The sequence below is a fragment of the Streptomyces sp. NPDC001714 genome (assembly GCF_042892755.1).
In the GTDB taxonomy this organism is placed as follows: domain Bacteria; phylum Actinomycetota; class Actinomycetes; order Streptomycetales; family Streptomycetaceae; genus Streptomyces.
On the sequence record NZ_JBIAUL010000040.1, the window covers coordinates 39,996 to 59,735 of the forward strand.

21 protein-coding genes and 2 pseudogenes are annotated in these 19,740 nt (G+C 70.3%); 7 read left to right on the plus strand and 16 right to left on the minus strand.

The window, feature by feature from the left end; all coding sequences use genetic code 11:
• Nucleotides 1-132: 132 nt before the first annotated feature.
• The 4 genes and pseudogenes from ACFY0P_RS49785 to ACFY0P_RS49800 all read right to left on the minus strand — a co-directional run bounded on the left by ACFY0P_RS49785 (nucleotide 133) and on the right by ACFY0P_RS49800 (nucleotide 2,001).
• Nucleotides 133-549, minus strand: coding sequence for a DUF5994 family protein (locus tag ACFY0P_RS49785; protein ID WP_093498239.1), 417 nt, complete (start codon nucleotides 547-549; stop codon nucleotides 133-135).
• 178 nt (nucleotides 550-727) lie between these two features.
• A pseudogene (locus tag ACFY0P_RS49790) lies at nucleotides 728-982 on the minus strand (STAS domain-containing protein); the annotation flags it as partial.
• An 84-nt stretch (nucleotides 983-1,066) separates the two neighbouring features.
• Nucleotides 1,067-1,561, minus strand: a complete 495-nt coding sequence (locus ACFY0P_RS49795; protein ID WP_388929129.1) for a DUF5994 family protein — start codon at nucleotides 1,559-1,561, stop codon at nucleotides 1,067-1,069.
• 134 nt (nucleotides 1,562-1,695) lie between these two features.
• Nucleotides 1,696-2,001 carry a hypothetical protein gene (locus ACFY0P_RS49800; RefSeq protein WP_388716916.1) on the minus strand — a complete coding sequence of 102 codons (306 nt, stop codon included), beginning with the start codon at nucleotides 1,999-2,001 and terminating at the stop codon, nucleotides 1,696-1,698.
• 1,096 nt (nucleotides 2,002-3,097) lie between these two features.
• On the opposite strand from ACFY0P_RS49800, the gene ACFY0P_RS49805 reads away from it, so the two are divergent.
• The gene (locus tag ACFY0P_RS49805; RefSeq protein WP_388929130.1) at nucleotides 3,098-3,322 is read left to right on the plus strand and encodes a hypothetical protein; all 225 of its coding nucleotides are present in this window, start codon (nucleotides 3,098-3,100) and stop codon (nucleotides 3,320-3,322) included.
• 37 nt (nucleotides 3,323-3,359) lie between these two features.
• On the opposite strand, the gene ACFY0P_RS49810 is transcribed toward ACFY0P_RS49805, so the two are convergent.
• A complete protein-coding gene (locus ACFY0P_RS49810) occupies nucleotides 3,360-5,135 on the minus strand; it encodes a SpoIIE family protein phosphatase (RefSeq protein ID WP_388929131.1) in 1,776 nt (591 codons plus the stop codon).
• A gap of 867 nt (nucleotides 5,136-6,002) precedes the next feature.
• Between ACFY0P_RS49810 and ACFY0P_RS49815 the strand changes: the two genes are divergently transcribed.
• On the plus strand, nucleotides 6,003-6,380 hold the full coding sequence (locus tag ACFY0P_RS49815) for an ANTAR domain-containing protein (RefSeq protein WP_256215714.1): 378 nt from the start codon (nucleotides 6,003-6,005) through the stop codon (nucleotides 6,378-6,380).
• An 863-nt stretch (nucleotides 6,381-7,243) separates the two neighbouring features.
• On the opposite strand, the gene ACFY0P_RS49820 is transcribed toward ACFY0P_RS49815, so the two are convergent.
• Complete coding sequence (locus ACFY0P_RS49820; protein WP_388929132.1) at nucleotides 7,244-8,341, minus strand: IS110 family transposase; 1,098 nt, start codon at nucleotides 8,339-8,341, stop codon at nucleotides 7,244-7,246.
• A gap of 465 nt (nucleotides 8,342-8,806) precedes the next feature.
• Between ACFY0P_RS49820 and ACFY0P_RS49825 the strand changes: the two genes are divergently transcribed.
• Together ACFY0P_RS49825 and ACFY0P_RS49830 are read left to right on the plus strand one after the other, a co-directional pair.
• Nucleotides 8,807-9,082: a transposase gene (locus ACFY0P_RS49825; RefSeq protein ID WP_388716925.1), complete on the plus strand. Its 276-nt coding sequence runs from the start codon at nucleotides 8,807-8,809 to the stop codon at nucleotides 9,080-9,082.
• A 191-nt stretch (nucleotides 9,083-9,273) separates the two neighbouring features.
• A pseudogene (locus tag ACFY0P_RS49830) lies at nucleotides 9,274-9,915 on the plus strand (IS3 family transposase); the annotation flags it as partial.
• Here the strand turns inward: ACFY0P_RS49830 and ACFY0P_RS49835 are convergent.
• From ACFY0P_RS49835 to ACFY0P_RS49850, 4 genes are all read right to left on the minus strand, one after another.
• Complete coding sequence (locus tag ACFY0P_RS49835; protein ID WP_388929133.1) at nucleotides 9,878-11,938, minus strand: recombinase family protein; 2,061 nt, start codon at nucleotides 11,936-11,938, stop codon at nucleotides 9,878-9,880. The pseudogene ACFY0P_RS49830 and the gene ACFY0P_RS49835 sit on opposite strands and share 38 nt — an antisense overlap.
• A 27-nt stretch (nucleotides 11,939-11,965) precedes the next feature.
• Nucleotides 11,966-12,211, minus strand: a complete 246-nt coding sequence (locus tag ACFY0P_RS49840) for a hypothetical protein (protein ID WP_388929134.1) — start codon at nucleotides 12,209-12,211, stop codon at nucleotides 11,966-11,968.
• Between the two features lie 28 nt (nucleotides 12,212-12,239).
• Nucleotides 12,240-12,722 (minus strand): transposase, encoded by a 483-nt coding sequence (locus ACFY0P_RS49845; RefSeq protein ID WP_388929135.1) that lies wholly within the window; start codon nucleotides 12,720-12,722, stop codon nucleotides 12,240-12,242.
• A 174-nt stretch (nucleotides 12,723-12,896) separates the two neighbouring features.
• Nucleotides 12,897-13,178 carry a DUF5372 family protein gene (locus ACFY0P_RS49850; RefSeq protein WP_388929136.1) on the minus strand — a complete coding sequence of 94 codons (282 nt, stop codon included), beginning with the start codon at nucleotides 13,176-13,178 and terminating at the stop codon, nucleotides 12,897-12,899.
• Between the two features lie 428 nt (nucleotides 13,179-13,606).
• On the opposite strand from ACFY0P_RS49850, the gene ACFY0P_RS49855 reads away from it, so the two are divergent.
• The 3 genes from ACFY0P_RS49855 to ACFY0P_RS49865 all read left to right on the plus strand — a co-directional run bounded on the left by ACFY0P_RS49855 (nucleotide 13,607) and on the right by ACFY0P_RS49865 (nucleotide 15,553).
• Complete coding sequence (locus ACFY0P_RS49855) at nucleotides 13,607-13,975, plus strand: STAS domain-containing protein (protein WP_388716931.1); 369 nt, start codon at nucleotides 13,607-13,609, stop codon at nucleotides 13,973-13,975.
• Nucleotides 13,976-14,039: 64 nt separating this feature from the next.
• Nucleotides 14,040-14,789, plus strand: coding sequence for an ANTAR domain-containing protein (locus ACFY0P_RS49860; protein WP_388716934.1), 750 nt, complete (start codon nucleotides 14,040-14,042; stop codon nucleotides 14,787-14,789).
• Nucleotides 14,786-15,553, plus strand: a complete 768-nt coding sequence (locus ACFY0P_RS49865) for an ANTAR domain-containing protein (protein ID WP_388929137.1) — start codon at nucleotides 14,786-14,788, stop codon at nucleotides 15,551-15,553. The genes ACFY0P_RS49860 and ACFY0P_RS49865 overlap by 4 nt, the downstream gene beginning before the upstream one ends.
• A gap of 6 nt (nucleotides 15,554-15,559) precedes the next feature.
• On the opposite strand, the gene ACFY0P_RS49870 is transcribed toward ACFY0P_RS49865, so the two are convergent.
• From ACFY0P_RS49870 to ACFY0P_RS49895, 6 genes are all read right to left on the minus strand, one after another.
• Nucleotides 15,560-16,045 carry a DUF5994 family protein gene (locus tag ACFY0P_RS49870; protein ID WP_388929138.1) on the minus strand — a complete coding sequence of 162 codons (486 nt, stop codon included), beginning with the start codon at nucleotides 16,043-16,045 and terminating at the stop codon, nucleotides 15,560-15,562.
• A gap of 110 nt (nucleotides 16,046-16,155) precedes the next feature.
• Nucleotides 16,156-17,055, minus strand: a complete 900-nt coding sequence (locus tag ACFY0P_RS49875; protein WP_388929139.1) for a helix-turn-helix transcriptional regulator — start codon at nucleotides 17,053-17,055, stop codon at nucleotides 16,156-16,158.
• Nucleotides 17,056-17,307: 252 nt separating this feature from the next.
• Entirely contained in the window at nucleotides 17,308-18,252 is a 945-nt protein-coding gene (locus ACFY0P_RS49880; protein ID WP_388929140.1) for an alpha/beta hydrolase, read from the minus strand.
• A gap of 34 nt (nucleotides 18,253-18,286) precedes the next feature.
• Nucleotides 18,287-18,748 (minus strand): cupin domain-containing protein, encoded by a 462-nt coding sequence (locus ACFY0P_RS49885; protein WP_388717382.1) that lies wholly within the window; start codon nucleotides 18,746-18,748, stop codon nucleotides 18,287-18,289.
• 2 nt (nucleotides 18,749-18,750) lie between these two features.
• The gene (locus ACFY0P_RS49890) at nucleotides 18,751-19,209 is read right to left on the minus strand and encodes a nitroreductase family deazaflavin-dependent oxidoreductase (RefSeq protein ID WP_388929141.1); all 459 of its coding nucleotides are present in this window, start codon (nucleotides 19,207-19,209) and stop codon (nucleotides 18,751-18,753) included.
• Nucleotides 19,210-19,437: 228 nt separating this feature from the next.
• Entirely contained in the window at nucleotides 19,438-19,638 is a 201-nt protein-coding gene (locus ACFY0P_RS49895; protein WP_388716953.1) for a hypothetical protein, read from the minus strand.
• Nucleotides 19,639-19,740: the final 102 nt, after the last annotated feature.

Genomic DNA, 19,740 nt, shown 5'->3' on the forward strand with positions numbered 1-19,740 from the left:
CTCGCACCGCGTCGCGCGCAGGGCTGCTCCGGAAGAAGTCTCGTTTGCAGCCGGCCGGCGTCTACCCACGAACCGAGCGCATCCTCGCCGATTGCGCCTGCCTGTGCCGCCGGACAGGCCGGATCCACGCACTCAGCTCGCGAAGTGACCCTGCTCCGGCGTCAGTCCCAATGCGGACATGAGCGATTCCGCGGCCTGCTCGGTGGCCTCCGGTGGCACGACCAGCAGATCCCGGCGCCCGTGGGCGGGGGCCATCAGGACGATGGTGCTCGGCGTGCGCGCCGTGGTGGTCCTGCGCAGCCGTACGACCTGGTTGCAGACGAGCATGCGGCCCGGGGCCCCCGCCCACCCGGTGCCGTTCACCAGGACACTGACGATCTGGCCCCAGGCGCGGGGCAGGCCGGAGAGCAGTGACGGGAGCTCCGCCAGGAGGTCGAAGGTTCGCGGCCACCAGGCCCCGTCGATCCGGCGTGGCACGGTGCTCTCGGGCGCTAGGTACAGGCGAAGGAGGGGCGGGGCCGGTGGCGGGCGCCGCAGCTGGTCGCTCATGAGGTGTCCTGTCGGGTGGTTCGGCGCGGCATGTGGCCCTCGGCCGGACAGCGCGCCTCGGCGGCGGGCGATGCGCTCGCGGGGAGGCGGAGTGCGGCGTCGGCCTTCGTCCCTCCCAGGCGTCCTGTGCGTTCGCGTAGGCGGGGAAGCGGTCGAGCAGGCCGGTGTGACGGAAGACCAGGTCGGTCGTGTGGTTTTCGTACACGATGCGTACCCAGCCGCGCCGGGCGCGGCAGTCGGACCACGCCTCGCACAGCGCAGACAGGATGCTGGAGTCGGAGAAGGTCACCTCGCTGAGGTCCACGAAAGAGCCGTCCGGGCCGGGCCGCTCGGGCCTCGGCCAGGGCGCGGACCAGTGGTGTTGCGGATTGCGTGTCCAGTTCGCCATGCGTGCGGACGATGCGGCACTCCTCGAAGAGCGCACAGGTGTCATTCAGAGTGGGCAACGGCTCACGCGAGGATGGTGGTCGAGGCCGGCCGGTCGTCCCTGCCGCGGGCTCCCAAGGGGCCCCGCGCTTCATTCCGCCTCCCCGGCCGCGCCCACCGGGCGACTCGCATCGGCGAGCGCCAGCATGCTCGCGGCGGTCAGTGGGTTCTCCGGGTCTGCAGCGGCGGCCAGCAGCCGGACGGCTGTTCCGGGGGGCTCCTCGGGCGGGACGACCAGGAGCACCCAGCGTCCCACGGTGCCGCAGTCCAGGGTGATGATGTGCGCGTCGCTTCCGGGGCCGGTCGGTTCCACGGCGATCACCCGGCCTGGGGCCCTGACTGTGTGCGGGGTGTCGGGCCACCCGGCGGGGTCCACGGTGACCCGTATAACGGCCTCCGGCTCCGGCTCCAACAAGTCGACGAGCGAGGGAAGTTCGAGTTCCAGCGCGTCGCAGCGCGGCCACCAGGCACCGTCCAGCGGGCCGTGGCTGACGTCCGGGGTCAGGGTCAGGCGGGGCAGGGGCATGCGGTACGTGTGCGCGTCTGCACCGGGCGCGTCATCGGCCGGCGTACTGCTGGGTTCCATGGTCCGGTCCCGTCCCGGGAGCCGTAGGACGACTGCCCGTTTCGTCCCTCGCCGGGAACGGCACCGCCGGAAGCGCTACACGAAAAGCTCTCGGTACGGTCAGGCTACACCTGAGCCCAGGAGAAGCGGGCGGGTCAGCCGTCCGGCCCCGTCTTCTCTGGCCTCCCCTGTTCCCCTTGTTCTTCCTCCAGCTCCTCCATCAGGCAGATGCCCTCATGTGTCAGCGAGACGGCCGCGGGGGTCCGGTGCGACGTCCAGTCCACGCTGATCAGTCCCTCGTCTGCCAGATAGGCGCAGGCGGCGGAGAGGTCCTCGTCGGGCAGGCCCAGCTCGGCGCGGAGTACCGATCCGCTGACCTCGGGGCGATTGCGTTCGACGGCCCCGTAGAGGGATCGCAGGACCGCCTCCCGGTTGTTCTTGCGTTCGCGGAGTCTTGTCATGGCTGTCGTTCTCCGGGGTCACGGCCGCGGGCGACGGACACGCCGGCGGATCCTCGTGGCCTCGCGGATCCGGGTCAGACCTCGTCGGCGTGAGCGTGCGCGGACTCTGTCGATTTGCTGGTCGCGAGCCGGAGCATGCGGGTTCCACGGCGTGCGCGGTGTCGAGGGTGACATGAAGCCGGGTCCCTCCTTCGCGACCGGCGGGGCAGCTGCTCCACACGGAGCCCCGGACGCGAGACGAGTACGAAACGTACGGACCACGATTCGGGTCGCTGCCCGACGCAGGCGGGCGACGGTGTGGGGGGCCTGCGTCGCGTTTCCACGGCAGCCCCCTCTGCAGGGTATGCCGGGTACGGGTGGCCGTGCGTCCCATGACCGGCCGGGCGGCCGGCCGCCTGCCATTCGCCCGGCCGAGCCCGGTGACCACGCGAGCCGGCCTGGGCCGCAGGACAGCGACCGCACGCGGACGGTCGGCGCCGTTCCCGGTGCCGGCGACCGCCGGGTCGCCGGGGCGGGACCGGCCGGGAGTACGGTGGACACACCGAGGGCACGCCGCGCACCGCCTCAGGCACCGGTGCCGTTCTCGGGGATCGACGACGCCGGGGCGGCTTTCGTCCGCGCCCGGGGGCAGGGTTGGCAATGACCGCGCAGGTGCTCCCCCCCGACGACCCTGGCCATCCCCGCTCTCCGGCCGGCACGGGGCAGGCCGCGTACCCGCGCACTGGGCCCGCCGCAGAGGGAGCGCACGTCCTCGCCCCAGATTGCAGATCGGATCCATCGGCTGACGCGTGGTCAGGTCGCGGACCGTCTGCAGGAGCTGGGCGACCTGTACGCGGAAACCTCCGGTGGTGACCCGTGGGCGTGGAACCAGGCACGTGGCCCCTTCCTGGGCCATCTCACGGCCGACGCACGACGGCCGGGGTTCTCGCTGCTGATCGCGGAGACCACCGCCCTGACCGGTTACGCCTGTGGCTTCCCCACAGGCGGCTCGGGTCCATGGTGGGCGGGCTTCGACGGGCACGTCCGTGGAGGTCTGCTCCGCCGCGCCGCCTCCGGGCGGCTCTTCGTCGTCTCCGGGATCGTCGTCCCGCCTCGCGTGCGCCGGGAGTACCGGGACCACGTCTGGAACCTCGCCAGGCGCCTGCAGCGGCGACTGCTCGCCGACCACGGCGCCGCGCTCGGCGTCGCACTGGTGGACGTCCGGGACGGCAGGACCGTCGAGACAATGCGGTCCTGGGGCTGGCGGTACGCCGGAGACGACGGCCTTCAGGCCGTGTCGCCCAGTCCGTTCCGCATTCTGGCGCTTGCTCCGGGGACGTGAACAGCCGCGCCCCGTCATGGATCACGCCTCGGCCCGGTCAGGGCACGGGCAGGCGCAGGGCGAGAAGGGCGACGTCGTCCGTGCTGCCCAGGGGCATCCGGGCCGCCAGCTGGTCGCACAAAATGTCCAGAGGTTCGTGGGCGAGGGCGAGAGCGTGGCGACGCAGTCGGCTGAGCCCTCTGGTCAGATCGCTGCCGGGGACTTCGATCAGGCCGTCGGTGTAGAGCAGGAGCGTGGACCGCGGCGGCAGCGCGTGGGCGGCACTCGGGCGCGGATCGCCGGCACACGGGTCGGTTCCGAGGATGAGTCCCTGCCCGGCTTCGAGGTACTGCGCGCTCCCGTCGGGGGTCAGCAGCAGGGGCGGCGGGTGCCCCGCACTGGTCCAGTGCAGCGTCCAGGGGCCGGTGTCCGGACCTTCCACCCGGGCGAGGACGAGGGTGGCCATCCGCACGATGGTGATGGCGTGCATGGCGTCGTCGAGGCGGTCCACGACGGCACCGGTCGGCTCGGCATGGTCCCAGGCGAGGGAGCGCAGGATGCCGTGCAGCTGCGCCATGCCGGCCGCGGCGGTCAGATCGTGCCCGACGACGTCGCCGATGACGAGGGCGAGCGTGCCGTCCCTCAGCGCGAAGGCGTCGTACCAGTCACCACCGACCTGGGAGCCGGGCGGAGCGGGCTGGTACCGGGCGGCCAGCTGGAACCGGCCGTGCGCGGGCAGCGGGGGAAGGAGGTTACGCTGCATGGCTTCGGCGACCGCGCGCTGCCGGCCGAACCGGAGCGCGTTGTCGATGACCAGACCGACCCGGCGGCCGATGTCGCCGGCCACGTCGAGATCGCCGGTGTCGAAGGGCCGGGCCGGGTCGGTGCGCACCAGCGTCAGGGCACCAGTGACCTGCCGTCTACTGCCGAGCGGCACCGTGATGGCGGATGCCGCGCCGGTTGCTCCGAGGAACGCGTCGTGGACAGCGGCCAGCGGTGAGTCGGGCGGTGCGTACAGGTCCACCCGCTCCTGCAGGACGGGCGCGCCTTCGTTCAGTACCTGGACCAGGGGCGAGTAGGTCGCCTCCCCGACCGGGGGCAGATGGCCGCGCCAGTCCTCCTGCCCGGCTGCACGGCCCTCCGGACCGGTCACGGCCACTCGGTGCACCTGACGGGAGCCGACCCGCAGGTCCACCGCGGCCCAGTCGGCGAGGCGGGGGACAAGGACGCGGCTCAACCGGGCGAGGGCCTCGTCCACCTCCAGGGTCTGACCGAGCACGTCGGTGATCTCCGCGACGAGTGTCAGCCGCTCGGCGAGGCTCTCCAGAGCGCTCGTATGAGCCGCTCGTTCCGCCTGTTCCACCCGTTCCGACCGCTCGGCGCGTTCCGCTCGTTCCCTACCGGCACGGCGGTCCGCCGCGGTCTCGACGATCAACACGACCATGCCCTGGCAGACGCCGGAGACGTCGTCCGCCAGGGGGGTGGCCGACCAGGAGATCGGGACCAGCCGTCCGTCACCACGCAGGCACCTGTCGTCGTCCCCGCGTGCCGCACGCCTCTCCGCCAGTGCCCGCAGCAGCGGGCAGCGCTCCCGCGGGATGAGGGCACCTCCTGGGTCGCGATGGCACAGGTCGTGCAGATCCCGCCCGTACACCGACCCTGCTGCGCGCTGCAGAAGCCGCTCGGCGGCCTGGTTGACAGCGACGATCCGCCCGGCCGGATCGATCACGGCAAGGGCCGTGCCCAGCTGCTCGACCACCTGCTGCCACAGAGCCGGCTCCCCCGCGGACAGCCGCCGCTCGTGCTCTGCGCCGGACTTCAGGCCCTCCGCCACGTCGCCGCCGTCCTTTCCGCACGGACCCACCGCGGTGCGCGGCCCCCGGGCCGGCGGGTCACAGAGACGTCGGCACCCCGATGGGTTCCTCTTCGAGTACCCCGCACCCGCGAGTGGGTCGCCGCCCTCGCCCGACCGGCTTCGTCAGCCCGTGGAACGCGAAGCGTTCGACCGCAACCGTGCACGGGTGCCCGCCGAGACGAGAAGTCTGCGGCCGGCCTCCCATGCGGGGTCGCCGTCTCGAACGCCCACCCACATCCAGAGGGAACTGGCCCTCGCCACCCGCCACACCATCGGCGACGCCATGGGCATCGTCGTCGGTCGTCACCACTGCGATCCTGTCAGCGGCTCCCCCGGCTCGTTGGCTGAACCGGAGGAGCCTGAGTCGAGCCAGCCCCATGGATACGCTGCTGAACGCGGCCCATCTCCTGGGTCCCCCCTCCCGAGTCCCCCACACCCGAATGCCCTGCCGCGATGTACGGCAGGCGCTCGATCGTATGGTCATGTGAGCCGTGATCCGCTCCCGCAGGATCCTTGCAGTCCGTCAGGCACTCCCCTTCGTGGACAAAGCCGCGACCGGTCGTGCGCAGGCCCCCGGGAGGCGGGACGCTCTGAGACGACGCGGTCAAGACGTCTTCTTCCGGCTGCGGTTCATGCGCTCCGAAAGCACGGTCGTCTGCCCCGGCGTCTGCTGGTCGAGCAGCCCTTCGCCTGGATCATGCACGCCCGCGGGCACCCGCGACCACGAACGGAACATCCCGCGATCCGCACGAAGACAGCAACCCGGGGTAATAGTCGAATTGTCGTACTCGCAATCCGTACGGCATCGGCGACCCGGGCGGGAGACCCGCGGTCTGGGATGTGATCATGATGGAGAACTCTCGAAACGGCACCCTCACGCGGCTCGAGGAGCACTTGGTTCCGGGACGGACACCGCCCCTGAACAAGATCAGCGAGTTGCAGACGGAAATCAGTCAGCTGCAGGAGGCCGTCGTCTCCCACACCGTGGTCGACCAAGCGATCGGCGTGGTCATCACCGTTGGTGGCCTGCATCCCGAGCAAGGATTCCAAGTGCTGCGAGAGATCTCACAGCACACCAATACGAAACTGCGGCAGGTATCCGAACTGATCGTGGACTGGGTACACGGCGAACAGCTGCCGGACGAGATCCGCACCGCTCTCAACAAGGCACTGGCCAGAGCACGGTCATCTGTACGCAGCACAGCTCTGCCGCCCGCGATCTGAGCCGGACGGCAGGGCGGGCGGACGAATGGAATGCCAGCTCACTTCCGAACCCGCACGCGACACGACCTCCGCCCAACGCGTCCCCGAACCCACCTGACCAAAACGTCCCACCCCAGACTTACATCGCGTACGGCGAGCATTCGGCCTCAGGGCGAGACGCCCTCGTCCGACTGTGGCAGTCGCAGGGCGAGCAGGGCGATGTCGTCGTGGGCCCCTGCCACGAGTCCGTTCATCAGGTCGTCGCGAGCGCCTGTGGCACCCTCGCCACCGGCCAGGCCCGGACCGCGCGGACGGTCACAGCGGTGACGACGCCTGGTCGCGTAGCCCCCGTTCGAGACACACCCGGCCGGCCCGGTACCAGCAACGCACCATCCCGACCGGCGGTCGACGCAGCGTGCCCAAGACACGCCGGTCACAGACGCCCCCTGGACAGCTCGAAGAACGCCACGATGCCCGCACGCCCGACAGCCGGAGCACCGTGACGGGGCTGTCGGCCGGGGCAGCGGGCAACCGCAGCACGATCCCCGGGCCGCCCACACGCTGCGGCACTGCCTCCCCGCTGTCCCGGAGAACCGGGTCGGCCTCCCGCGGGCAGGCGGAAGTCGACGATCTCCGTTGCTGCTGGGAGAGGATGCACCCCTCGCACGGACGAGTGAGTGGGTGCGTCTGCAAATCAAGCACCCGGGAGAGCCACAGGCACACGGACCGCACGAGGCACCGACCGCGGCGTGCGAGCCATCGCGCTCGATCCCACGGAAAAGCCGCATCGGAGTGCTCCGGTGCGGCTTCGCCGTCTCACGCATCCGCGCAGAACTCCCGCCAGAGACGGACCTCGGTGGGGCTTCGCCGTATCACCGACGCCCCTATAGCGTGGGGGTGCGGGAAACCGGTCTGACCAGGTTGAAGACCTCGCGGGCGGCATATCGCTTGAGGCATCGGATGATCTCGCGTCGGGTCTTGCCCTCCTGCGTTCGGCGTTCGTAGTACGCCTGGGTGCGTGGGTCGTGGCGCAGGCGGGTGAACACGATGCGATGCCGGGCGGCGTTGGCCTGCCGGTCGCCGCCGTAGTTGAGCCGGCGCGTGCTCCGACGGCCCGACGAAAACTCGACGGGGCTGACTCCGCAAAGGGCAGCAAAGGATGCCTCGGTACTCAGCCGCTCGGGGTTGTCTCCCATGGTGATCAGGAGAGTGACGGCGCTGTCCGGGCCGATGCCCACCGGTACGAGTAGCTGTGGGGCGTGGTGTTCGACGAGCCGGGTCAGGCGTTGGTTCAGCTCATTGATCTGCCCGGTGAGCTGTTCGATGCGCTCGGCGAGCATGCGCAGCGCCATGTGGGTGGCCTGAGCCACCGCGTCCTCGTCTCCCTCACCGTCGGGTGGGTCGAGGCGCGCACAGGTGCGGAACAGCTCGGCGTTGCCGAGGCTGGCCAGCCGTTCCCGCAGTGCGGGGTCGGCGATGACCAGGACGGCTTTGAGCTGGTTGATCGCCTGGGTACGGGCCTTGACAGCGGAGTCCTTGGCGAGCTTGAAGATCCGGGCGCTGTGCGCTGGTCCGTCGCCGGACTTGGCCCGGGCCCGGGCGCGACCGCTGAGCACGGCTCGCGCGGCGGCCTGAGCGTCGAGCGGGTCCGACTTCCCGAGCAGTCGGCGGGCCGAGCGGTCGGGCCGGTTCACTTCGAAGACCTGAATCTGCTGGGCCAGCAGGTAGCGGGCCAGGCCCGCGCCGAAGGTGCCGGTGCCCTCCACACCGGCCCGGCGCACCGTACCCCGCTTGCGGGCCCACACGAGCAACTGTCGGTAGCCGGCCGCCGTCGCGGGAAAGGACTCCGTTCCCAGGATCTTCCCGAGCGGGGAGATCACGGCGACAACATGCACCTCGCCGTGCGTGTCCACGCCCAGGACGACCTCGCGCCGAACGGGCGGATCCGTGCTCGAGGAGGTGCTGCGCTGTCGGGTCGTCATGATGGTTCGCCTCCGACGTGGGTGACGTGCTGGCTGGGGTGGATGGCACCGGCCTGCTCGGGCGGTCTGAACCGTGATGGCGCCTGAGGATCGGCAAGGCCCCTATTGGGACACGCCCTGTGGCTCGGTACCTGCAGGCGCCATCCCGCAACGACAGTCGACAAGCCAGTGACTGGACACTCCGGTCATAGATCTCATGAGTCAGACCCCCGTCTGGGACGGCACTGCGCAACCGTCCCATCGATCCCGGCACAACGGCGTGACTCGAGACTGCCGGATGGCTTCGAACGAACCGGCGCTCAACCTGGCCTGGACCGGCTGACAAGGCGTTGGCTCTCGTCCGCTCCTGACCAGTATTGGCAGGGATACGTCACGCAAGGAGGTGGTGCTCACTGGGCTTGATCCGCTTTGACGGACGTCCGAGATCAGGGGTTCCGCCCCGGGAGGATGTCCATCGTGGAGAGCATGGGGAAGAAGAAGCCTCGGCCTCGCCGTTCGTTCACGCCGGACTTCAAGGCCGAGATCGTCGAGCTGTGCCGACGAAGTGACCGCTCGGTCGGCCAGATCGCCAAGGACTTCGACCTGACGGAGACCGCGGTGCGGCTGTGGGTCAGCCAGGCCGAGGTCGACGCGGGCGAACGCGATGGCCTGACCAGCAGTGAACGCGAGGAACTGGCTGCGTTGCGGCGGGAGAACCGCCGACTGCGCGAGGACGTCGACATCCTCAAGCGGGCCACGTAAACCGTCCTCAACCAGCACTGTCGCTTTCGACCGGTTGAATCTAAGACGGCTTTTTTCGCGAAGGAGACCCGGTGACGGTGCACCCGTTCATCGAGGCGGAGAAGCGAGACGGTCACAACGTCAAGCGCGCGTGTGTACTACTGCAGGTCTCCCGAACCGCCTTCTAAGCCCGCCACACCGCCAAGCCCGGTCCGCGGGCGGTCCGTGACGCCGAGCTGACCGGGCAGATCACCGAGGCCCACGCCAAGTCCCGCGGCACATACGGCGTTCCACACATCCACGCCGTCCTGAAACGCGAGGGTGCCCTCTGCGGACGCCGCCACATCGCCCGGCTGATGCGAGCGGCGGGCCTGGAGGGCTCCCACCGCAGACGACGGCACCTGACCACCACCCCCGACCCCCGCGCCGCCACCCGGCCCGATCTCATCTCGCGGCAGTTCGATCCCGACCCAGCCGGCGTCGACACCCGCTGGTGCGGCGACATCACCTACGTCCCCACCGAGGAGGGCTGGCTCTATCTGGCCACCGTCATCGACATCGCCTCCCGCCGGGTAATCGGCTGGGCAACGGCCGAACACCTGCGAACCGATCTGGTCGCCGAACCCCTCATGGCGGCCTGCCGACAGCGTCGTCCCACCCGGCCGGTGATCTATCACTCCGATCGTGGCTGCCAGTCCACCAGTCAGCAATTCGCCACTCTGGCAACGGAGTTCGGCGTCAGCCTGTCGGTCGGCCGGACCGGGCAGTGCTGGGACAAGCACTTGTCATCACACTGCTCCTCTTCTCCTATCGGGTTCACTTTGAGGTCGTTGTTGCTGGTCGGCGGTGGTTGAGGCGTACGCCTTGCTGGACGCGGGGCGGGTTGGGTCCCGGGTGGGGGTAGAGACAGGCGTTCTTGTCGTTGTACTTCTCGCCCTCGAGCAGTCCGGCGCGGTGCCATTTCCAGACGGTGGGGACGCTGACGCCGAGGAGTTCGGCCAGTTCGTGGGCGGTCAGCAGGCCACGGTCCCGCAGCCGGTCGAAACGGCTGGTGAGCTGGTAGTCCTGGCGGATGTCGCGGACCAGGAGGCGGTGGAAGGGCAACCCCTTGCCGCTGGTCAGGCCGCGCTGGTTGAGGATGTCGGCGATCTCCGCGTCGGTGTGGTCCTCGAGGAGGGTGTCGATGGCGGCGACGATGGGCTTCGGGGTCTGCCACAGTTTCCCGCCGCCCAGCGGGAGAGGCAGGTCGAGGGTGTGGTGCTGGCCGCCGGACAACCGGACCTGGGCGGTGATCCGTTCGGCTTTGGTGAGGGTGACGTCCGTGATCAGCAGGCGGGCGATGCGTTTGCGTTCTCGCATCGGGGTGCCCGGATCGTGCCAGAGGCGGTGCACGTCGCCGGCGAGGTGGGCCAGTTTCTCCCGCAGGGCCTCGTTGACGGGTTCGGCTTCAGTGCGGGCGCGTTCGATGTCCTTGCGGGCTGCGGCGACCTCGCGCAGGGCCGTGTTCCAGTCCGCTTCCAGGCTGTCGGCGACCAGACGGTTGTCCGGATCGACCGCGAGATAGCGGCGTTTGGCCAAGTCGGCGCGGTGCTGGGCGCGTTGGAGGTGGGTGGAGCGGAGCCGGTCGGCGTCGGCGGCCTGGGCGGCGAGGCGGTCGGTGACTTTCAGGGCGGCTTCGACGGCGAGCGGGGTCAGTTCTTTCAGGAGCAGGGTGGCGATGGCCTGTTCGATGCCGGGTCCGGGGATGCGCTGGCAGACCTTGCCGCCGTTTTGGATGGCGTGGGTCATGCACCGGTAGTCGGAGACCTCGCGGCCTTGCCGCAGGTGATAGGCGATGGTCATGCGTCGGCCGCAGCGGCCGCAGATCACCAGGCCCTGCAGCAGCGCGGGCCCCTCGCGCGGTGCGGTCGCGGTCCGCTCCAGGCCGCGGGAGGCGGCTTGCGCGGCGAGTGCGGTCTGGTTCGACTCCCACCGGGCGAAGGTCACATAGCCTTCGTGGTGATCGTGGATGAGAGTGTCCCACTCCTCGCGGGTCAGCAGCCGGATATGGGTCCTGCCGTCCGCACTGCGCTCGACTTTGCGCCGTCCGTAACAGAACGCCCCTGCATAGAGCGGGTTGTGGAGGACGTTGAGGACCTGCCAGTGCTTGAGCGGGCCCCAGACCAGCTCGCCCTTGCGGGGACCGGTGCGGATACGGGAGGGGAAAGTGAGACGGTTGGCGGCGAAGGCCTTGACGACCTGGCGGGCCGAGCCGGTGGCCGCGAAGAGGTCCAGCATGTGCTCGACGACGGACCGCACCGAGGCGTCGGGGTCCTTGACGATCCGGTCGGCATAGTCGTGGACATAGCCGACCGGCAGGCCCTGCTTCAGCTCGCCGCGGCGGGCCTTGGCCAGCTGCCCGCCCCGCAACCGGGCCGCCAGCAGGTGGAGTTCGGCCTCCGACATGGTGCCTTTCATGCCCAGCACGAGCCGGTCGTTGAAGGTCCGCGGATCGTATAGTCCGTCCTCGTCCAGGATCAGTGTCCCGGACAGCGCACAGATCTCCAGCAGCCGGTGCCAGTCGGTGTTGTTCCTGGCCAGGCGGGACACCTCGAGTCCCAGGACGATCCCGGCGTGTCCCATGGAGACCTCGGCGACCAGGTGCTGGAAGCCGTCCCGGCCCGCCGTCGAGGACCCTGAGCGGCCCTGATCGGAGTCGATCACGATGATCTGGGAGTCCTCCCAGCCCAGCGCGACGGCCCGGCCGCGAAGAGCGTACTGCCGCTGGGTGGACTCGCTGTTGTTGACGACCTGCTTGAGCGAGGACTGGCGCACATACAGATACGCGTCCCGCCGCAGATGCTCCGCCGTGACCTTCCCGGTCTGTTCGAAACTCACCGCACCCTCCTCGCCGCGTTGCTGTGGTCATCCGCTGCGACAGCCCCCGGCCGCCGTCCACGCCATGCGCGCCAGCACCTCCACCAACTCGCCCGCCACCACGACCGGCGCCGACGGCCGATGCCGAACGGCCTGCGATGACACGGGGATGGGGGCAACTGCCTTGATCCAGGCGGCCATGCCGGAACGGGCCAGCACCGCCCAGCCGTGCCGGGATCCCCCATCGACACCGCCGAGGACCGCAGCCCGCAGGTCCTCATACCGCCGGGCCATTTCGGTCCCGCCTGCCCGGGACACCGCCTCACCAGCGGTGATGGGCTTCCTCCGCAGAGCGTGGCTCGCGCCGCCTGGCCAGGGCTTTCTCCACCGACCGCGGATGAACTGTGATCCCGAACCGTTCCAAGACCGCTTCCGCCAGCTGAGCCGGCCGCAACGAGGCATCGCCGGCCCGGAGTTGTTCGACGAAGGCCATGACCTCCTCGGTGAGCTTGCGCGGTCCCTTCGGGCCGGGCTTGCCCGGCACCAGCGCGGCCGGCCCGCCCGCGTCCAGCGCGGCCGCGATCACATAGAAGGTCTGCCGGCAGAACCCGAAGGCCGCAGCGGCTTGCGCCACGGGCACCTTGTCCACCCTCACCCGTCGCACCATCTCGTACTTGACCTGCACCACATCGTCCGGGTCCAGGAACGGACAAGCGGCGAAGTCCTCGTCGGTCACGGCCTCGGGCCGCGGATTGAGCGCCCGGAACTCCTTCAGCGCCGCCTTCTTGCCTGCCGGCTGGATCATCGCGCCTCCCCGTCGATCCCGATGTCCCCAGAATCAGACCGCCCACCACCGGGGCCAAGAGCGCGAAGGCCGAGCAGAGAAGCGGAAGAAGCAGGTCACGGACCGTCCCGAGCCTCCACACGCCCCCAGCGGCACCTGCGAGCGCCCCCGGCAGCGGCCTCAATCCCACGACGATCACGGCGTCATCTCCCCGACACCGTTCCGGCGGCCGCCAGACAGCAGCCCGGCCACCAGAGCCGCCAGCTCGACCAGATCCCCGGTCCGATACGGGCACTCCTCGCCGGCCGCCGCGACGAACGCATCCACCGGTGCCATATCGGTCCACTCCAGCGGGAACGAACACCTGCGACCTTGCCCGTCGAGGACCAACACCACGTCCCCGCGCCACGAGTTGAGCCGCTCGAGGAACTCGAAAGCCTCACCACACCGGGGATGAAACGGATGGATCAACCGCACACATGCATCGTCATCGAGGGGAACGAGCGCATTCGACGGTGAATGCCAACGCGCTCGCCGAGTCGTTCTTCGCCACCATCGAACGGGAGGTGGCCTGATCCGCAGTGCGGGTCGGGCCCCTGAGTGGTTGTGGGGCCTTCTTGGGAGCCATCTGGGAGCCGAGTTCGGAATCCGGCTCCCGGGCAACGGCCTCCGCCCGCACCACTCTCTTGCACCTTCTCTCTCGGTCCCGTCAGGAACCGACCAGGGACAACACTTTCGGACCACCCTCGTGGATACCTGGAGAAGAGGCGATCGGTCGATCCCTCCGTGGCAGTACTCTCGTCATACGGCCGCCCGTGACCCCGGCCCTCTCCGTGAAGTCCCTTCCGCGCAACAGAGGCCCTGCGCAAGGCGAAAGCCACCCAGTGACAGAGGAGATGGGGCGCATGGGCCCGCATCCCGACCTGTTCGATGAGTTGCGTGTGGTCACGGCGGGCGGCGAGTTGGACGTGACGACCGTGCCGGCCTTTGCGCGTGATCTGGAGGACGCCCGCCATGGCACCGGCCGGCTGTTCCTGATCGTCGACCTGAGCAGCGTGACGTTCATGGACGGCAGCATCCTGGACCCGTTGTGCGCGGCGTGGCGCGATTGCCGCGGGCGGGGCGGATGGGTGCGCGTCGTCCACTCGCGGCGGGGATCGAACCTGGTGTTCCGGGCCGCGGGGCTGCTGGAGCGTTTCCCGCGGTATGCCAGTGCCCAGGACGCCTGGCAGGACGTACCCGCGGACCGTGCGGCGGCGGGCCGGGGCACGTAATGTACGGCGCAAGCCGGACGGCGTCTTACCTCGAAGTGCCCCGGCCGCCAGGGAGCGGAGAACCGTGATCAGCGACGGCATGGCCGAGGTCCTGCGGTCGCTGCGCCTGGGCCGGGTCGACGACCCGGCCCAGGCGTGTGCGCGGGCGTTGGACGCCGCGGGGGTCGCGCTGTCGCTGTTGGTCGGTGACAAGCGGTCGGCCGAGCCGCTGTGGTGCCATCCCGAGCTGAGCGCGCGGTTCGAGGAACTCCAGTTCACGCTGGGCGAGGGCCCAGGGCCGGACGCGGTCCGCGTCGGCTCACCCGTCGTCGAGCCGGACCTGGAACAGGTGCGCCCCGAGCGCTGGCCCGCGCTGCTGCCGGCCGCGCGCGAGCTGGGCGTGCACGGTGTGTGCTGCTTCCCGCTGGGCATCGGGGCCATCCGGATCGGCGTACTGACCCTGCTGTGTGACGGCGAGCGGCGGTTGAGCCAGCAGCAGTACGCGGACGCCACGGCACTGACAGCCGTGCTGACCAGCGCTCTCCTGAACGGCGACCGACACGACGGGGACGGGGGCGTTCCCAGGCTCGGCATGGCCCTGGAACCTCCCTCGGGGCTGCGCCGCGCGGTCGTGCACCAGGCCACGGGAATGATCAGCGTCCAGCTGGACGTGTCCATGGAGGAGGCACTGCTGCGTCTGCGCGCTCACGCGTACGGCAGTGAGCGCCCCCTCGGCGAGATTGCGGCGGACGTGGTCGCCCGCAGGCTGCGCTTCAGCGACGACTTCGATGACGATGTAAGCGGGCCGTACACGCCCGACGGTGGAAAGGGATGATCGGCATGGCCCGCGAACAACGTCTGGTCGAGATCTTCGTGGAGGTCGCGGACTCCCTCGTCGAGGACTTCGACGTCATCGACCTGCTGCAGCGGCTGTCCGCGCGCTGCGTCGAACTGCTCGACGTGTCGGCGGCCGGGATCCTGCTCGCCGACGCACACGGTGAACTGCAGATCATCGCCGCCTCCGACGAGCACACCCGTCTGCTGGAACTCTTCGCGCTCCAGCACGACCAGGGCCCGTGCGTCGAGTGCTACCGCACCGGCACCGCCCGCACCAACATCGACCTGACGCAGCCGGAGGCGACCGTCGGCTGGCCGCGCTTCGCCGCACGGGCCCGCGAAACGGGGTACGCGGCCACACATGCGGTCCCCCTGCGCCTGCGCAACCGGATCGTCGGCGCCCTCAACCTCTTCCAGAGCACCCCCCAGCGCCTTGGCTACGACGACATCGCGCTCGCCCAGGCCCTCGCCGACGTGGCCACCATCGCGATCCTCCAGCAGCGCACGCTGGAGCAGTCGCACGTCGAGAACAGCCAGCTGGAGACCGCGCTGACCAGCCGCATCCTGGTCGAGCAGGCGAAGGGTGTGCTGGCGGAGCGCTGGAACACCTCCGTGGACGACGCCTTCGAGGTGTTCCGGTCGTACGCCCGCTCCCGCCGTATGCGCCTGTCGGAGCTGGCCACACGGATCATCTCGGGCGACTTCGACACCACGGCCATCCCGGCTCCGGCATCGGACCGGCCCGGCGATCACCGCGGCTGACGGTCGTCACACCCCCGGCACCGCCCGACCGGTGCCGGTGTCAATGAGGATCTGTTCGGCCTGCGTGACGTTGTCGGCGCGGACGGCCTTGGCCATTGCGGCGCGTGCCGCCTCGGGCGTTGCGTGCGGCGGGACCACGAGGAGGGAGAAGTGGTCCTGTTCGCCCCGGGTGACGAGGACGGTGTCATCGCCGACCGGGAAGGAGTCGATGGATACGGCGCGGCCGTCGACGATGAGCCGGGTCGGCAGCGCGTCCCAGGCTCCGGTGTCCAGGCCGACGCGCGTGATCGGCCCGAGGTGCTCCGTGAGCGCGGAGATCAGGGCGGGAAGCTCGGCTGCGATGTCCCGGGAATGCGGCCACCACGCCCCGTCGAGAACGCCCCGTCGGTCGTGCGTGGTATCCAGCCGTACGACAGCCGTCCCGGGCTTCACCACCTGGTGGACGGCGTCCGACAGAACCCTGGTCACACGCGAAGAGCCGGAGTCGGACATGACGCTCGCCCGTCTGCGAGAGATATGGAGTGACTTCCTCGGCGCGCCCGCCCATGAGGGCCTCCGCCTGCCGGCGTCCCGGGCCGCGGACGAGGCCGGACACGGACTGCTCAACTCCTGGCCTCTGAGCCCCTCCCTCCCGCGCGAGCTCGACGACCCGCCGGTGACAGGCCACGCAGGGCGTCCAGTTTTTCGGCGTCGTCGGTTCCGGTGACTGCCGTGTAGGCGACGATACGGAGATCCAGGCCGGGGACCATGAGGACGTCGAGATCGAGGGCCATGTGTCCGACGAGGGGGTGCTCGATGGTCTTGCGGTCGCCGACGTGCAGGCCCGCGGTGCCGTTGGACCACAGCTGGGCGAAGCGAGGGCTGGTGTGAAGCAGCCGGTCGACGAGGGCAGCGAGGCGGGTGTCGTCGGGGTGGGTGGCGGCGGTGATCCGAAGGTCGGCGACGAGGGCCTCCTCCTCGGCCGCGTCGCCCGCCCAGGACCGCACCGGCCAGGCAGCGATGGAGTCGAACCGGTGGCCGCCGCTGGAGCGGAACATCCCGGCGACGAGGTTGCCCTGGTCCCAGCCGTAGGTACGGGGGTCGCCGACGGCGGCGGTCCACATCCGGTTCCAGCCGACCAGTGTCCAGTCGGCGGCGTACACCGCGACCGGCGTGTCACCGAGCTGCTGGACGAGCCGGTGGACCCTCGGCGGTACGTGCAACGGTACTTCGCCGGTAGCGGGTGGTGCGAGGCCGGCGCAGCGGAACAGGTGGTCGCGCTCGGCGGGGTCCAGGCGCAGGGCCCTGGCCAGCGCGGAGATGACCTGGGCGGAGGGGTTGCGGGCCCGGCCCTGTTCGAGCCGCACCACGTAGTCCACCGACAGACCGGCCAGGCGGGCCAGTTCCTCGCGGCGCAGGCCCGAGGTGCGCCGGCCGGTGGGGGTCTCCAGTCCGGCAGCCACGGGAGAGAGGCGCTCCCGCCAGCCTCGCAGGGTGGTGCCGAAGGTGTTCGCCGGTGCCATGCGGTCATCATCATGCGGATGCCCTGCTCACGGCAGACCTCCCCTTCCACATCTGGGTAAAACCCATGAGGAGAGCGGGCGTTCGGCGCCCGGCGCGGTGGGAGGCACGCCGGCCATCTGCCCGGGGGCCGGGCAGCGCCGTAGAAGGCGCCACGCGGGTGCGGTGTCGCCTTGCCTCGCGCGCCGGTGGAAAACACGGTGTGTCTGCTGTTCCTCCCCAATCTGCTTACGGAGTACGGGGGGTGATCGTGGTCACGACGGGAGCGCGGCGTTCGGCGCAGTCCCGGCGGCGGCCTTCCCGGCGGCCGACCAGTGCGCGCGGGTGAAGGCGGCGGCGGAGTCCAGTGCCTCGTCGGCCTCGTCGAGCATGACGGCGAACGACTGGAAGACGTGCGGGACTTGGGGCCACACCTGGAGTTGGACGCGGACGTCGTCAACGGCGGCGCGTGCGGCCAGTCGTACGGCGTCGTCCAGCAGAATCTCGTGCGAGCCGACCTGGACGAGGAGCGGTGGGAGGCCCGTCAGGTCGGCGAAGAGGGGGCTGGCCAACGGGTCGGTGGCGGCGGCTGTCGCCCCGAGGTAGTCGGCCGCCCGGGCGCGCAGGGCCTGCGGAGTCAACGCGGGGTCGAGGGCGGCCTTGCTCGTCGCACTCGCGCCGGACACCGTGAGGTCGGCCCAGGGCGAGAACACCGCGGCGGACGAGGGCTGGGGCAGGCCCGCGTCCCTGAGGGCGACCAGCGTCGCGACGGCCAGTCCGCCGCCCGCGGACTCGCCGACCAGGGCGATCCGGGCGGCCGGGACGCCCTGATCGAGCAGTTCCCGGTACGCGGCCACGGCGTCGTCGACGGCCGCGGGGAACGGGTTCTCGGGAGCGAGGCGGTAGTCGAGGCAGACGGCACGGGCGCCGGAGCGCCGGGACACGTCGGCGGCCAGGCTCGCCGCGTCGGCCGCGGAGCCGATGGCGTACGCGCCGCCGTGGAGGTACAGCAGCACGCGGGAGGGGTCGCCGCCGGGCGTCTCGACGGTGACGACCGGGACGCCACCGAGTTGCCCGGGGGTAATCGTCACATCGGGGGGCAGCGGTATCGAGGTCATCATCTCGTGGAAGACGGCGCGCGCTTCGGTCACGTCGCCTCCGACGTCGAGCGGAGCGTGCCGCAGCATCTCGTCGAGGTCGCGGCGTTGCTGCTCTGACATGGGGTGCCTTTCCTACGGATCGTACGACGGAGGTTCAGCGCGGCGGGCCGAGGACGATCTGGCCGTACCTGTCGGCGGCCTCGGCCATCAGGTCCTTGGAGATCTCGAACCCCTCGGGCCGGGCGGTCGACATGTCCCGCCCCGCGTGCCGGAACATGCCCTCGATGCCGGCGGGCGTGCAGATCATCAGCAGGTCCGCCGTGTCGGAGGTGATCCGGTAACCGTGCGGGACGTTCCTGGGGAGGTAGACGATGCCGCCCTCCGACAGCTCCATCTCCTGGTCGTCCGACCACACCAGGGCGGTGCCCTGGATCAGCATGAAGACCTCGTCCTCACGCGTGTGCATGTGGTACGGCGGTGCCTCCCCCTTGCTGACGCTGAACCGTCCGACGGTCAACTGCCCCTCGGTGGCCGCGCTGTCCAGGAGTACGGCGAACTGGCCGCCGTCGAGCCATTCGAGCTTCTGCTGCTGCTCGGGTTGTGCGAGATAGGCCATGCTCACGACACTGTCCGTTCTGTGCGGTCGGCCGGCGCGCTGCCCTCATCGGTGGGGGTGAGCGCGATGACGGGGATCACTCGCCGCGTCTTGCGCTGGTATCCGGCGAAGCCGGGGTGGCGGCCGGCCTGTTCGGCAAAGGCGGTGTCGCGTTCGGCACCGCCCAACTCCACGGCCCGCACGGCGACGACGACGTCGCCCACCTCGATGCGCACGTCGGGATGTGCGAGCAGGTTGTAGTACCAGTCCGGGTGGCGGTCGGAGCCGGCCTTGGAGGCGAAGACCAGATAACGGCCGCGGTCGGCCAGGTACATCATCGGATTCACCCGGGCGGCACCCGAGCGTGCCCCGACGGTGTGCAGCAGCAACACCGGGGCCCCGGCGAATCCTCCGCCCAACTGACCGTAGTTGGCGCGGAACTCCTCGATGACGCGGGCGTTGAAACCGGCGGTGTCGGCCATGGCCTCTCCGGTGCGAGACGGGTGGGTGGCCACGGGAGGTGGCCTTCGGGGGATCGTCTCCCCGGAGTGATCGTCCTCTTCCGGAGCACACCGCCACCAGAGGTGCGGATAGGACCAGCAGTACCACCGTGGAAGCCCGGAGCAGGGGCCTGCCGTAGTCGCCGGGTGTGACGGGTCCGGCGGCGGTCTGGGCCGTGCCGTCCGGTGGCTCATGGCGAGCCGTGTCCGTCAGGCCGAGGTGGCGAGGGACTCCTCGACCAGGACCGGTGCGCGGGTGCGGACGAGGCCGGGCAGCATCAGCGCGTAACCGTACAACGGTCCGACGACCGCGTCGAAGCAGCCGAGTGCGTCGACCGATGGCTCCCCGCGCGCGTCGGCCCGCTCCAGCACCGTGTCGGTGCGCTCGACCAGCGCCCGCTGGCCGGACACGCCCTAGTACTGCAACGGTGTTTGCCGTGACTGTTGGCCAGGTTGGTCGTTGGTGTGGTTGTGGGTGGGGACCTTGGTGATGTCAGGTTGTGGTCGGGTGAA

Excerpts from the sequence above, each read along its gene's own strand:
- ACFY0P_RS49785 (WP_093498239.1), bottom strand. The coding sequence starts at position 549 with ATGAGCGACCAGCTGCGGCGCCCGCCACCGGCCCCGCCCCTCCTTCGC.
- ACFY0P_RS49795 (WP_388929129.1), bottom strand. The coding sequence starts at position 1,561 with ATGGAACCCAGCAGTACGCCGGCCGATGACGCGCCCGGTGCAGACGCG.
- ACFY0P_RS49800 (WP_388716916.1), bottom strand. The coding sequence starts at position 2,001 with ATGACAAGACTCCGCGAACGCAAGAACAACCGGGAGGCGGTCCTGCGA.
- ACFY0P_RS49815 (WP_256215714.1), top strand. The coding sequence starts at position 6,003 with ATGATGGAGAACTCTCGAAACGGCACCCTCACGCGGCTCGAGGAGCAC.
- ACFY0P_RS49820 (WP_388929132.1), bottom strand. The coding sequence starts at position 8,341 with ATGACGACCCGACAGCGCAGCACCTCCTCGAGCACGGATCCGCCCGTT.
- ACFY0P_RS49825 (WP_388716925.1), top strand. The coding sequence starts at position 8,807 with ATGGGGAAGAAGAAGCCTCGGCCTCGCCGTTCGTTCACGCCGGACTTC.
- ACFY0P_RS49840 (WP_388929134.1), bottom strand. The coding sequence starts at position 12,211 with ATGGCCCGGCGGTATGAGGACCTGCGGGCTGCGGTCCTCGGCGGTGTC.
- ACFY0P_RS49845 (WP_388929135.1), bottom strand. The coding sequence starts at position 12,722 with ATGATCCAGCCGGCAGGCAAGAAGGCGGCGCTGAAGGAGTTCCGGGCG.
- ACFY0P_RS49855 (WP_388716931.1), top strand. The coding sequence starts at position 13,607 with ATGGGCCCGCATCCCGACCTGTTCGATGAGTTGCGTGTGGTCACGGCG.
- ACFY0P_RS49865 (WP_388929137.1), top strand. The coding sequence starts at position 14,786 with ATGATCGGCATGGCCCGCGAACAACGTCTGGTCGAGATCTTCGTGGAG.
- ACFY0P_RS49870 (WP_388929138.1), bottom strand. The coding sequence starts at position 16,045 with ATGTCCGACTCCGGCTCTTCGCGTGTGACCAGGGTTCTGTCGGACGCC.
- ACFY0P_RS49875 (WP_388929139.1), bottom strand. The coding sequence starts at position 17,055 with ATGGCACCGGCGAACACCTTCGGCACCACCCTGCGAGGCTGGCGGGAG.
- ACFY0P_RS49880 (WP_388929140.1), bottom strand. The coding sequence starts at position 18,252 with ATGTCAGAGCAGCAACGCCGCGACCTCGACGAGATGCTGCGGCACGCT.
- ACFY0P_RS49885 (WP_388717382.1), bottom strand. The coding sequence starts at position 18,748 with ATGGCCTATCTCGCACAACCCGAGCAGCAGCAGAAGCTCGAATGGCTC.
- ACFY0P_RS49890 (WP_388929141.1), bottom strand. The coding sequence starts at position 19,209 with ATGGCCGACACCGCCGGTTTCAACGCCCGCGTCATCGAGGAGTTCCGC.